At 50.4% G+C, this 12,107-nt stretch carries 13 protein-coding genes; all 13 read right to left on the bottom strand.

The window, feature by feature from the left end; translation table 11 throughout:
* Positions 1 to 15: 15 nt before the first annotated feature.
* The 13 genes from C4S60_RS23810 to C4S60_RS16095 all read right to left on the bottom strand — a co-directional run bounded on the left by C4S60_RS23810 (position 16) and on the right by C4S60_RS16095 (position 11,636).
* Complete coding sequence (locus tag C4S60_RS23810; protein WP_244183127.1) at positions 16 to 1,071, bottom strand: flagellar hook-length control protein FliK; 1,056 nt, start codon at positions 1,069 to 1,071, stop codon at positions 16 to 18.
* A 4-nt stretch (positions 1,072 to 1,075) separates the two neighbouring features.
* On the bottom strand, positions 1,076 to 1,387 hold the full coding sequence (locus C4S60_RS16150; protein WP_103881392.1) for a LafD: 312 nt from the start codon (positions 1,385 to 1,387) through the stop codon (positions 1,076 to 1,078).
* Positions 1,371 to 1,757 (bottom strand): flagellar export chaperone FliS, encoded by a 387-nt coding sequence (fliS, locus tag C4S60_RS16145; protein WP_103881391.1) that lies wholly within the window; start codon positions 1,755 to 1,757, stop codon positions 1,371 to 1,373. The genes C4S60_RS16150 and fliS overlap by 17 nt, the downstream gene beginning before the upstream one ends.
* Before the next feature lie 18 nt (positions 1,758 to 1,775).
* On the bottom strand, positions 1,776 to 3,113 hold the full coding sequence (gene fliD, locus C4S60_RS16140; RefSeq protein WP_103881390.1) for a flagellar filament capping protein FliD: 1,338 nt from the start codon (positions 3,111 to 3,113) through the stop codon (positions 1,776 to 1,778).
* 430 nt (positions 3,114 to 3,543) lie between these two features.
* The gene (lafA, locus tag C4S60_RS16135) at positions 3,544 to 4,377 is read right to left on the bottom strand and encodes a lateral flagellin LafA (RefSeq protein WP_103881389.1); all 834 of its coding nucleotides are present in this window, start codon (positions 4,375 to 4,377) and stop codon (positions 3,544 to 3,546) included.
* 188 nt (positions 4,378 to 4,565) lie between these two features.
* Positions 4,566 to 5,378: an EAL domain-containing protein gene (locus C4S60_RS16130; RefSeq protein ID WP_103881388.1), complete on the bottom strand. Its 813-nt coding sequence runs from the start codon at positions 5,376 to 5,378 to the stop codon at positions 4,566 to 4,568.
* On the bottom strand, positions 5,371 to 7,464 hold the full coding sequence (gene flhA, locus C4S60_RS16125; protein ID WP_103881387.1) for a flagellar biosynthesis protein FlhA: 2,094 nt from the start codon (positions 7,462 to 7,464) through the stop codon (positions 5,371 to 5,373). Before flhA ends, C4S60_RS16130 begins: the two co-directional genes overlap by 8 nt.
* A 33-nt stretch (positions 7,465 to 7,497) precedes the next feature.
* Complete coding sequence (flhB, locus tag C4S60_RS16120) at positions 7,498 to 8,625, bottom strand: flagellar biosynthesis protein FlhB (RefSeq protein ID WP_103881386.1); 1,128 nt, start codon at positions 8,623 to 8,625, stop codon at positions 7,498 to 7,500.
* Positions 8,622 to 9,398, bottom strand: a complete 777-nt coding sequence (fliR, locus tag C4S60_RS16115) for a flagellar biosynthetic protein FliR (RefSeq protein WP_103881385.1) — start codon at positions 9,396 to 9,398, stop codon at positions 8,622 to 8,624. The genes flhB and fliR overlap by 4 nt, the downstream gene beginning before the upstream one ends.
* Positions 9,398 to 9,667, bottom strand: coding sequence for a flagellar biosynthesis protein FliQ (gene fliQ / locus C4S60_RS16110; RefSeq protein ID WP_103881384.1), 270 nt, complete (start codon positions 9,665 to 9,667; stop codon positions 9,398 to 9,400). The genes fliR and fliQ overlap by 1 nt, the downstream gene beginning before the upstream one ends.
* 11 nt (positions 9,668 to 9,678) lie before the next feature.
* Entirely contained in the window at positions 9,679 to 10,449 is a 771-nt protein-coding gene (fliP, locus tag C4S60_RS16105) for a flagellar type III secretion system pore protein FliP (protein WP_103881383.1), read from the bottom strand.
* Positions 10,450 to 10,452: 3 nt separating this feature from the next.
* On the bottom strand, positions 10,453 to 10,821 hold the full coding sequence (gene fliN / locus C4S60_RS16100; RefSeq protein ID WP_103881382.1) for a flagellar motor switch protein FliN: 369 nt from the start codon (positions 10,819 to 10,821) through the stop codon (positions 10,453 to 10,455).
* The gene (locus C4S60_RS16095; RefSeq protein ID WP_103881381.1) at positions 10,818 to 11,636 is read right to left on the bottom strand and encodes a FliM/FliN family flagellar motor switch protein; all 819 of its coding nucleotides are present in this window, start codon (positions 11,634 to 11,636) and stop codon (positions 10,818 to 10,820) included. Before C4S60_RS16095 ends, fliN begins: the two co-directional genes overlap by 4 nt.
* Positions 11,637 to 12,107 lie beyond the last annotated feature (471 nt).

The following is a 12,107-nucleotide window of genomic DNA, read 5'->3' as shown; positions in this document are numbered from 1 at the left end:
CACCAAGCGCAGGCACTAGGCCTGCGTGTGGAGCCAGTGTTCAGAAGTGAACGATGAAGCATTGAAATTGGCGTCGTCACCTATAGAGCGAGAGGCGAAGATGGTCGACTCGTCATCCTGAGTATGATTCGGGGAAGAATGTTGGCTGTCACCACTGCCTACCTGAACATCCACGTGCATGAAATTCTGGTTTTGTAGCTCCGCTCTCAGGCGTTCTGAGACCTGCATCAGGGCTTCGCGAGTGGCTGCAGCATTGGCATTGATGTGAACACTGAGTCGGTCACCTTCTACACGTACCATCAGATCCAGCTTACCCAGGTCAGGGGGATCCAATCGAATCCGGGCCTCCTGAAGATTTTGTTGTGCCTGCAACGTGACGCGATCGTTGAGCACCTGAAGCATTTGCTCACCCCACTTGCCAGCCTGAGTATCGACTCGAACCGGAGCCCACTCAGCGGTTGCACTGGCCTGAGCTGCGGTCTGACTCGCTGTTGTCAGGGGCGCACTTTGGCCTGTTCCCTGCGCTGTTCCTTGTTGGTTCATTGCCGTAATGAGGTTAGCCAGATCTGAGCCGACACTTCGTGACGATAACGGGTCTGCAGAATGGGTGGTGGTCAGTAAAGCTGCGTCCACTGTTTTGCCAGATTGGGTCGTTGTCTGAACAAGTGACCCAATAGAAGGGTTGTCAGCTAGGGACGTCCTCAACTGGCTTTCTGGAGCCCTGCTCATTTGGGAGAAATGGCTAAGAATGTCAGAGGCCTGCTGCTTGAGTGAGTCTGTCTGCACTGTACTGACGGAAGCCGCGTTGGCGGAACCCAGGCTCGCATCCGGCGAAATTACCAGCTCTGCCAGTGCCACGGTGATTTGCGGCTCCTGTTGCTCGGCCATTTCTTTCGTCTCATTCACCTTGCCGGCTGACTGTCCTTTGGCCGGGTCCTTAACTAATCGACCGAACGACTCAGGCTTTTTGTTGGCATTGTTTTCTCTGGCATTGGCCACCGAGGCCGATTGACGAGGGTCATTGGCCTTTGGAGTGAGGTCACTGCCATTTGCATTTGGTATCGTCAACATAGCGTTACTCCAGAGTCATCGCGAGTTGATAGGCGATGGCGCGTTCTTTTTGTTCGCCTGCCATGCCAAGTTGTTGCTTGAGCCTACTGGTTGCGATGGAAAGCGCTTCAAACGCCGCCAAATGAGCTTTTTTGGCATGTTCAATTTCCGGCGCCAGTCGGGGATCTTTCAGGTACGGCCTATGGGTGTCCAAAAGCTCCCGAAGCTGTCCGTCATAGCGTTTTAGTGCCTGCCAGTCTTCCGTTTTTGTTGCGATTTCAATAAGTTTACTTAGGTGCCGAAATCGCTCAGGGGACACCTTATGCTTGGTTACCAAAATTCAGCCATCCTTCTCTGATGTTGCCCATTACCGTTTCTACGCCAGTGAGCTTGTCCACGTCATTGTGGACACTTGCCTGATACAGCTCGACCTGACAGAAGTCATACAACTGGTGCAGGTTCTGCGCGATCTCGCCGCCATTTTCGTCATCCAGTGCGCTGTCCAGGCCGACCAGTATGTTCATACACTTACTGATGCCATCGCCTTTTTGTGCCAGTCGACCCGCTTCCATATGACCCCGTACGCGCTCAATTTCGTTGAGCAGGCCGTCAATCAACATGACCACCAGTTGATGAGGGTTGGCTGCTGCCGCCTGCGCATCTAAATCGACCTGTTGGTATGAGTCGTAACCTGAATCCATTAGCATAATCTTGTACTCCTAGCCTTAACCAAACATGCCCATGGTTTGGTTCATTTGTGTCATTAAGGTGTTCATCTGGGTGAACTGTTTTAGGTAGCGGCTGTAAGCCATGTCGTATCGTCTTTCCAGCGTGACTTGTTTGTCGTCAATGCGGGAAATGTTCTGTTGTAGAGAATCTTTGCGAGTTTTAAACATGCCCGTCGTCGACATCAGGTATGGTTCAAGCGCGGTGTCGATAGAGTCGAGTAAGTTACCATCGCCATTGAACAGGGCTTCCAGAGCTGCGCTGTCGTTTTTCTGTGCCTGTTCGAATTTATCCGCATCCAGCGTCATTTTGCCGCTGCGGTCTATCTCAATGCCTATGAGGCTGAGGCGCATGCCGTCGAAATCGCCTCGGACAAGGTTATTGACTTGGCTTTCTATCGAGCGCAGCGTTGGGTCGCTGGCCAGTACGCCGCGCTTGGTATCTTCATTACCAATGCCGGTGTATTCGTCAATGGTTGACATTAACGAGTTGTAAGCCTCGATGAATTTGTTGACCTGTTCTTTGGTCGCCTCTCCGTCTGGGCCGATATTCAGAGTAATGGGCTGCTCACCAGATGTCTGTGCCTTGCTGACGGTCAAATCGACACCGTCAATCACGCCCGAAAAGGTGTTGCTGCTGTTCTCCAGACGTAACCCAGTTCCCTCCGCCCCAAGCCAGACGACGGCGTCTTTTGGTGTGCTGAGATCAGTGGTATTGGTGAAGGCGTCTTCAAACCAGGCGGCTCCGGTCCCTGATGCTGACACATCAATGGTATTGGCGACGCCGGTTTCTGTGCTGGACAGCATAAAATGAGTCTGGCCGTTAGAGCGCACCAGAGTCGCATTTACGCCCGGATTGTCAGGGTCGTTATTGATGGCAGACACCAGTTCCGCCATGGTGGCTTTGCCGTCGCCATCCGTATCCAGTGTAGACAGGTCGATGGTCAGAGTTTCACCATTGATGGTGAAATCGAGCGTACCTGTGGTCGGGATCTCGGTGGTGGCATCCAAATCGGCGGGCATGCCGGTTTTCAGCTGGTGGGCCGTCGCCACCTGCTCGACGAAGATCTGATAGCTTCCCGGCAGTGCATTGGCATTGGCGCTGGCGGAGAAAAAGCCCTCTTGTGAGACGCTGGTGCTGTTTTTAATCACACTTGACGTTGAGCTATTCATGTCATTGACGGCAGAACGAAACTCGCGCAGTGCGGATTCGACTTTCCCCAGTGCGGTCAATTGCGCCTGGTACATATCCGCCTGCATCTGGTACCGCTTTTGGAATGGCTGAATGTCGTAGGTAGCCAGCTGGGTTGCCATTGTGATGGGATCTAACGAACTCATTGAGCGCTCCTTAAGGTTGCAGACTGAATAGTGGTATATGGATTCAGCCCAATAGTATTCAGGGTTTAATCAATAATTGTGCCACGATTAAATATCATTAAATTCAATGATTTAAGTTGAGTCTTGGCATCTGGCGGAAGTATGGTTTCCATGTGGTGTGTTCCGCTTTTCCATGCAAAATGGTTTATGACTCAGAGGGTTAAGGCGACCGACCCAAAGGGGGGATTAAGTAGCGGGTATGCTCAGATCTTGTAGAGTGAGATCTCGGTTCAGCAATTAATCTGTCACTGGTTAGGGTGACAAAAAAGCCTCCCGAAGGAGGCTATAAAAGGACGGATGAATAGTTAACGAAGGAAAATTCATCATATCCACAATAATGGGTGCGGCTGGCTGGGGAGGGCCGCGCCCATTACCAAGGATTCGTGCCGGATTAGCGCAGTAGTGACATCGCCATACCAGGTAGCTGGTTAGTTTGTGATAGTACTGTGGTACCCGCTTGCATTAGCATCTGGTTCTTAGTCATGTTAGAAGACTCAACCGCAAAGTCAGCGTCCATGATACGACCTTTCGCGGCGGCTGTGTTTTCACTGATGTTCGCCAGGTTGTTGATAGTGTGCTCTAGACGGTTGATGTTCGCACCCAGTGTACCGCGTAGCGCATTGATGTTGTCAAACAAAGCATTTACAGCGGTAATTTCACCGTTTGATGTCGCTGCGTCAGTCGCGATGTCGCCTAGCGTACCCGCAAAGTCAATGGCACCTAGCTGACCAGAAACGTCTAACTGCAGCGTTTCATTGACACCTGCACCGATTTGGAACTGCATCGCACCGTCTAAACGACCGCCGCGTAACAATAGTTCACCTGCACCGTAGCTGGTTTGGTCAAGAATTCGTTCCGCTTCAAGAATAAGTTCCTGATATTCAGCGTCTAGCGCAGTACGCTCAGTTGCCGCGTTCGAGTCGTTCGCAGATTGTGTTGCGAGGTCTTTCATACGGTAAGCGATGCTAGACAACTCATCCAGAGCGCCGTCTGCCGTTTGTAGCATAGAGATCGCGTCTTGCGAGTTACGCATCGCGACACCCATACCGCGCGTTTGTGCTTCCAGTTTGTTGGCGATTGACAGGCCTGCCGCATCGTCTGATGCTGAGTTGATACGGTAACCTGTACCCAGGCGCTCCATAGCCGTGCTTAGCATGTTGTTTGTGCTGCTTAGCGTGTTTTGTGTAACCAGCGAAGCGTAGTTAGTGTGCATTGATAGAGCCATGTGAATTCTCCTTGAATTGTCTCAATGTGGGACCATCGCCCCGCTCACTTACTAGAGGCGGTTAGTTGAATCTGAGCATTAACCGAAAAAGAAAAAAAAGTGGCAATTTATTGAAATTGGGAAGGAAAGTGTGAACTTAGTTCAAGGGATTCAGGCCCAGGACCATGGATCCTGGGCCCTGAAGCCTTTTAAAACTCTTCATTCCCCGCATCGCCGAACGATTTGAACGACATCGACGTCGGGATATCACTGAAGTAGCCAAAGTAATAATTGGCGCCTAAACGCTTAAACTGGGTCAGTTCATCCTGATTGCTGATACGACCTGCTACCCAGTGGAGTTTGTGACTGCGACAGAATTTCACCAGCGGGATCAGACGGGTGCGGTCTTGCTTATTTTCGATGGTGACGGCCACTTTCAGGGCGTCAGGCTCAAAACTCAGCAGTTGCTCGAAGGTTCCCTTTGCCGGGTCGACATCAAACCACAGCGCGTAGGCTCGCTCTTTTAACTTTTCCACTAACGCGGGGATACGCTGATGCAACGTGGTGGGAAAATTCACCTGTAGCGAGGGAATGATGTGGTAAAACGCGCCGGCATGATAGCGAATTACCTGTTTGAGAAAATGTTCACCCGGCTCCCATAACAGCGCATCAATACTGATGGGAACCACCACATTGCTGATCAAGTCAGGATGAAAGGTTTCTATCTGGAACTTGGTCTGACGCACTGCCAGGTACAGGCTGTACAAGTCGAGACAGAAACGCATATTTTCCGATAGGTCAAACTGATAGACACTCTGCTCCCCCTGACTTCCAAAACGCAGGGTGAGGTGTTGGAACTCTACCTCCCCCTGCTTGGTATCACGAATGGCCTGACAGGCATGGCGAATGTCGTTGTTTTCATAGGCGTCAAAGATGATTTGGTCGTCTTCCGTGACGATGTGCTGCTCAATTAACTGGTGCAGGTAACGATACAGCGCTTGGTTTGAAGTTAGATTATCCAAGGTTTCCTACCACATTTATCTGTTTGTTTTCGGGGATCTCGTTATAGGACAATACCGCCAGCCCCTGCGAGAAGGTGCGGGCATAACGAGCGATGAGTGGTCTTAATTGAGGCATGACCAGCAGAATAGGCGCAAGGCCCTGCTGTTTGAGCTGCTGTTTGATCAGCGGCAGGTTCTGCTGGAATTGGCTAAGAATGTTCGGTTCAATTGGGAAGCTGTCCAGCATCACGCTGCCACTGGCCTGAGCCTGCTGTAAGGATGTCATCAGCATCTGTTCCAGTTCATCAGACAGTGCATACACGTTAAGCTCTTTTCGCTGCCCGGCAACCAGATTGACCAGTGTACGGCGCAGTGCACAGCGCACATCGGCCGCCAGTAAAATCGGATCTTTGGTGTTTTCCGCTGATTCCAGCATGGTATTGGCAATGGTGCGAATATCCTTAAGTGGTACCTGATCAAGCAGTAAGTGTCTGTACACCTTTAGCTGCTGCGCTGGGTTTAAAGCTGCACCTAATGCTTCTGCAAGTTTGGGCGCCTGTTGGGTCAGTCGCAGGTTCATCGCATCGACATCATCATGGGTAAACAGCTCGGCCAGGTGAGTCTTCATCACTTTGCTGATGTGGGTCGCAATCACGGTGGCGTCATCGACAACCTGATAGCCCATATTCAGTGCTCTGGCTTTGTCTTTATGTTCGATCCACACCGCCGGTAAGTGGTAAGCGGGATCGCTGCCGAGAATACCATCGACTTCTCCGTAAGTTTCACCAACCGCAATGGCCATCAGACGATCCGGTTCAATAAAGCCCTCTTCAATAATTTCACCATTCAAGGAGAGCGTATATTGGCTCGGTTTAAGGCTCAGATTGTCGCGAATACTGACTTCGGGAACCAGAAAGCCAACCTGCTCGGACAGGTTTTTTCGAACCCCGCGGATACGCTGTGTCAGTGGAGCTCCTTGCTCTTTGTTGACCAGATGCACCAGACGATAACCCAGTGCCAACGACAGGCTGTGTATATGAGGGATGTCTTCCCATGACAGCGGTTGGTCCTTATCGGCTTGCATCGCGGCCGAAATCGCCTCAACTTGGTCCAGTTGCGGGTCGATGGCAGGGGCTTTCGACTGTCGCCAGCCAGCAAAAGCCAGCACGGCTGAGAAGGTAAAGAAGGCCAGGTGAGGCATCCCTGGTACCAGACCAATCACCAACATGATACCGGCAACCGTAAACAGTGTCGCTGGCGTTGCCAGTAACTGCTGCTGCATCGTATCCGCCATGTCGTTATCGCTGTCATTGATACGTGTTACGATAATGGCAGCGGCAGTGGCCAGCAATAGCGATGGGATTTGCGCGACCAGACCATCACCAATGGTTAGCAGAGCATAAGTTTTAAAGGCTTCTGACGCAGGCAGGCCGTGCTCAAACACACCGATGCTGATACCACCAATGATGTTGATAAACAGGATCATCAAACCGGCAACCGCATCACCACGGACAAACTTGGAGGCACCGTCCATAGAGCCGTGGAAATCGGCTTCGTTGGCGACTTCTTTTCGTCGGGTGCGTGCCGCGTCCTGATCGATAAGGCCAGCGTTCAGATCGGCGTCGATGGCCATCTGCTTACCCGGCAAGGCATCCAGGGTAAAACGTGCAGAAACTTCAGAAATACGTTCACCACCTTTGGTGATCACCACGAAGTTAATGATCATCAGGATGACGAAAATCACCATACCCACGACGTAGTTGCCGCCGATTACCACTTCACCGAAGGCCTGAATGACCTTACCGGCCGCATCGCCACCATTGTGACCTTCAAGCAGGACAATACGGGTCGAGGCCACGTTCAGGGTGAGTCGCATCAGGGTGGCAATCAACAGAATCGTTGGGAAAATCGAGAAGTCGAGTGGCCGTTTGGCCGTGGTACTGACCAGAAGTACCAGGATCGCCAGTACAATGTTAAATGTAAACAGCGCATCGAGCAGTAAAGGTGGCAGGGGCAGAATCACCATTGCCAGTATCATCAGCAGCACGATAGGGATGCCGATGTAGCCTTTTCCGGAGCGTCTAAATTGTTTAAGACGATTCAACATGATAGTTCCTTTGTTACTTCTTCTGGTTATCCATTAGTGCTGCAAGTGTTTTGGAATCGAAAATGGCGGAAGCGGTAATGGTTTTTCTCCCGAGCCTTGGCGAAAGGCTTTCAGTTGCATCACATACGTTAAAATGTGTGCCACGGCGATATACAGCTGGCTGGGAATCGCCTGCTCAATGGCCGTGGTGTAGTAAATCGAACGTGTTAACGGTGGCGAGTGCAAAATCTCCACCTGATTCTCTCTGGCAATTCGTTGAATGTGCATCGCGGTTTCATCGATGCCTTTGGCCACCACAAAGGGGGCATCGGATAAGCTGGTGTCGTATTTGAGCGCGACGGCGTAGTGCGTTGGGTTGGTGATCACTACATCGGCTTTAGGCACGGCTTTATCAATTTTACGACGGGCAAACTGCTGCTGAATTTGGCGGATTCGCTGTTTGACTTCCGGACGACCTTCGTTGTTCTTGTACTCTTCTTTGAGTTCCTGCTTGGTCATCTTGAGCTGTTTGAGGTGCTCCCAGCGCTGGTAGGGAATGTCGATGACGCCAAAGATAAGTAGTGCTACCCCCATAAGCAGCAGACCTTCAAACAGGATGGTCATCACCATAGTAATGCCCTGGGTCAGAGTCAGCTTCTGCATCCCCAGAAGCTGCGAGAAATTACTGCTTAAGTAGCTGTATAACAGCGCAAAAATCACCATCACTTTCAACGATGATTTCAGTAGCTCTACCAGAGAGCGGGTGGAAAACATGCGTTTGACCCCGGAAAGGGGATTCAGTTTGCTCAGTTTGGGTTGCACATTAGCCGGGCGGAACATCCAGCCCCCGAGTATCAGACTGCTGCCAGTGGCGGCGATCACAATCACCACAAACATCGGCAGTAGCATTTCGATGATGATACCCAAACTCTCACCCAGCTGTTCCAGCATCTGTTTTGGGTTATCCAGATCCTGACGCGTCAGCGTCATGTTGTAGCGGAATACCCCGGAAATGTGCTCCCAAATTGAGCCCAACTGGCTATAAAAATAGATAGCCACGATCAGAAACAGGACTGCGGTAGTGAATTCTTTGGCTCTGGGTATTTGTCCCTCTTGCCTCGCTTTCTTGATTTTCTGGGGCGAGGCTTTTTCGGTTTTATCCTGACTCGACTGCTCGCTCATGCGCCCCCCACCATAAACCGGTTTAGATGACTCAAGGTTTCATGGACCAGCGCGGTATAGCGGCTGGGAATACCACTGACCGTCAGCAGCACGCTGAACAGACCAAGTAACATGGTCATCGGAAAACCCAGCGCGTAAACGTTAAGACTCGGTGCCGCGCGGTTCATCACACCAAAGCTGATGTTAGCAAGCAGCATGGAGACTATAGCGGGCAGGGCGAGAGCCAGTGCCGACGCAAACATCCAGCCAAACAGTGACACGATGTTGTCCAGTGACAGAATGCTGATCCCTGAGCCAACCGGCCAGACGACAAAGCTCTGCACCAGAATGTCGATCACCAATAGGTGTCCTTCAAGGGAGAGAAACAGCAGTGTACAAAGCAGAAGGAAAATACGGCCAAGTATGGCAACGGATAAGCCGTTGACCGGATCGTTCATGATGGCCATGCCCAGACCCATCTGCAGGGAGACGATCTGGCCCAGCATGGTAAATATGGTAAAAAACAGGTGCAGTATCAGGCCAAAGAACAGTCCCCACATCGCCTGTTCAAAAGCGAGAAACAGCGAGGTCATTGAAAATAGATCCACCGCAGGCATGGTTGGCATCAGTGGCGCCGTGATGACCACAATGGACAAAGCCAGCAAGGCTCTTACCCAGACAGGAATTAACGCATCACCGAAAAATGGCATGGCCAGAAAGGCGGCCCCAATCCTGAAAAAGGGCCACCATAACTGACCTAACCATTGAGATATTTCGGCGAACGTGATCTGCATTAACCAATCATCCCCGGAATGTTGTGGAACAGATAATCAAACAGTTCCATGATTTTGCGCAGCATCCAGTGGCCGGCAAAGATCACCATCAATAAGGTCGCCAGCAGTTTTGGCAAAAAGCTCAGTGTCTGTTCCTGAATTTGTGTCGCAGCCTGGAAGATGGCAATCACCAGACCAACCAGCAGGCCCGGCACTATCAACACCAAAACGATGTTGATGATAAGCCAGACTGCATTGGAGAAGAGCGTAACTGTGAGTTCGGGAGTCATGCGTTACCTTCTTATCCAGTACCAAAGCTGGCTGACAGTGTGCCGACCGTCATTGCCCAGCCATCGACCAAAACGAACACTACCAGTTTGAACGGCAAAGACACTATCAGCGGTGATAACATCATCATACCCATGGCCATCAGAACACTGGCAACGACTAAGTCAATGATAAGGAACGGAATAAACAGCATGAAACCGATTTGAAAAGCGGTCTTCAATTCACTGATAACAAAGGCGGGCAGGACGATAGCAAAGGAGATCTCCTCCACGTTCGAGTCCACCGGTTCGTTGGCAATGCGCAACATCTGCTCAAGCGAGTTGCGCTGTGTTTGCGCCAGCATAAAGTTTCGAACCGGTTTTTCTGCGGTAGTAAAGGCCTGCATCAGGGTGATTTCACCCTGATCATAAGGCACAAAAGCGTGCTCGTAGATGTCACTCCACACGGGACGCATAATCAAAATGCTCAGACTCAGCGCAATGCCGATCAGTACCCGGTTGGGTGGGCTTTGCTGCAGGCCCAGAGCCTGACGCAGTATTGCCAGCACCACAATAATGCGAGTGAAGCTGGTGGCCATCAGGATAAAGGCAGGCAGGAAGCTCAGTGCGGTCATCAACAGCAAGATCTGCAGCTTGACGCTGTACTCTTGCTCTGACTGTCCGTCATTGACCGTCAGGAAGGTGAGCCCGCTGTCTGCCAGCGCTGGCTGAGCCAACAAGCTCAGCAGGATGAGCAGAATGCCGCCGACAAGCCACCGGTGCAGTGCGTTGGTGCGAAGTAACACGAGTTACTGGCCCATTGAAGTGAGTGCAGAATCCACGACGTCAATCAGTCGCAGGCCATACTTTTCGTTGACCACCACAACCTCGGCGTGCCCCATCAGAGAGCCATTCACTTTGACGTCCAACGGTTCGCCGTTGAGTTTATCCAGTTCGATAATGCTGCCTTCTCCCGCCGACATCAGATCACCAAGCGCGATTTCCTTGCTCGCCACTTCCAGCGTCACCGTGACCGGGATATTTTTGAAAAAGCTCAAATCGCGTTCCGACTGCACAGGAGCCGCTAGCGGTGCTTCGGTATCAAAATCTTCAAGTTGAAAGTCATCGAAGCGCAGTTCGTCACCGTCGAAGACATTTTGCTCTGTCGAATCGCTCATCGGTTGGTATCCTTATCATCATTTATAATTAATACGAGTTGTCCTTCTTGCTCTGCAACCCGTCCGGTGAACAGTCGTTCCTTACCGATATGCACAGGCGTTTGAGTCAGTAACTCAATAGGCAGGATATCGTTAGCTTTCAGTTCGAGGACTTGGGTTAGCGGCAAGATGGTCTTGCTTAGCTGTACATTTAATCGCACAGGGGTTTTCTGCAGTGCATGACAGAAATCACTGGCGATGTGTGGATTGGCATCGAGCTCCAGTTCATCAATGAGCGTTTGTATCAGAGCACTGTCCAGGGTGAGTTTCAGTAAAGCCTGTTGCCCATTGACGTCTATCACCAGTGTGGCTGCGATGCCTACACCCGCCGTCATTTCGAATTCGTGTTGCTGCCAGGCAGATGACGGGGCGACCCATGTGGACGTGCATTTCGCCATACGATGCAACAGCCTGAGATCGCTATTGGTTAAATCGTCACTACTGCGTTCTATATCGGCACCGTAAAATTGATCAGAAAGACGCATCAGCATCGCCGGAACCATGGCGACGTAGAGCATGCCACTCTCGTTGTGTTTGAGCACCGAAGTGCTTGATGCTTGCATGTCGGAAACAGGTAGTTCGGTGAGAGTGACCTCCTGCAGAGTGACGGTGACATGTTGCGTCTTAAGCCAGGACTGTAACTCCAGACTCAGGGTTTGGCATGACCCAGTCAGTAAATCTTCAAGTTTATTCCTGATGATATGAATTGGCTTGCCAAGTAATTCCACATTAAGAGTTTGCACCTGAATTGGTAGCTCTGCTTTTTGCATATCCATATCTTTACCAAATGTAATCTGAGAAGGTGTCGAATGTAACCTGATGTTGTTAATTAATAACAAGTCATCATATTTCGTCAGTCTACTCCGGTTTTTTTATTTATTTTTAGCCCTCGAATGTAAATTTGTGAAGTTGGTTCATATGTTTGTTTACGCTATATAAAGCGCCTTTAAATATAAAATAAATACAGGTAGCTTAATAAAATAATAACTATATCTGAAGGGTTTTTTCGGCCAAATTTTAGCCGCCAAGCCTTTCTATATCAGAGAACAGAATGAGTGCTTTACCTAAATTTATGTTTTATAAGGCTTGCCCAGAGAATTTATAAAACGTCGCATGCATATGAAATTAGATTTCTATGTATTATGTGAATGAGACATAAATGGATAGCAATATGATCTATGGCTTGGTTAAAAAATATTATTTTTCATTATCTCCCAAATTAACTTGGTCAGGGGAGCGTAAAATAC

The organism is Vibrio hangzhouensis (genome assembly GCF_900107935.1).
GTDB classification, from domain to species: domain Bacteria; phylum Pseudomonadota; class Gammaproteobacteria; order Enterobacterales; family Vibrionaceae; genus Vibrio; species Vibrio hangzhouensis.
Note: the sequence above shows the minus strand (reverse complement) of the source record. Positions and strands in the feature narration are given on the sequence as shown.

What these genes read in the sequence shown, in the direction of transcription:
- lafA (WP_103881389.1), bottom strand. Translation starts at nt 4,377, where the DNA reads ATGGCTCTATCAATGCACACTAACTACGCTTCGCTGGTTACACAAAAC.
- fliS (WP_103881391.1), bottom strand. Translation starts at nt 1,757, where the DNA reads ATGCTAATGGATTCAGGTTACGACTCATACCAACAGGTCGATTTAGAT.
- fliN (WP_103881382.1), bottom strand. Translation starts at nt 10,821, where the DNA reads ATGAGCGATTCGACAGAGCAAAATGTCTTCGACGGTGACGAACTGCGC.
- flhB (WP_103881386.1), bottom strand. Translation starts at nt 8,625, where the DNA reads ATGAGCGAGCAGTCGAGTCAGGATAAAACCGAAAAAGCCTCGCCCCAG.
- flhA (WP_103881387.1), bottom strand. Translation starts at nt 7,464, where the DNA reads ATGTTGAATCGTCTTAAACAATTTAGACGCTCCGGAAAAGGCTACATC.
- fliR (WP_103881385.1), bottom strand. Translation starts at nt 9,398, where the DNA reads ATGCAGATCACGTTCGCCGAAATATCTCAATGGTTAGGTCAGTTATGG.
- fliD (WP_103881390.1), bottom strand. Translation starts at nt 3,113, where the DNA reads ATGAGTTCGTTAGATCCCATCACAATGGCAACCCAGCTGGCTACCTAC.
- C4S60_RS23810 (WP_244183127.1), bottom strand. Translation starts at nt 1,071, where the DNA reads ATGTTGACGATACCAAATGCAAATGGCAGTGACCTCACTCCAAAGGCC.
- fliQ (WP_103881384.1), bottom strand. Translation starts at nt 9,667, where the DNA reads ATGACTCCCGAACTCACAGTTACGCTCTTCTCCAATGCAGTCTGGCTT.
- C4S60_RS16095 (WP_103881381.1), bottom strand. Translation starts at nt 11,636, where the DNA reads ATGGATATGCAAAAAGCAGAGCTACCAATTCAGGTGCAAACTCTTAAT.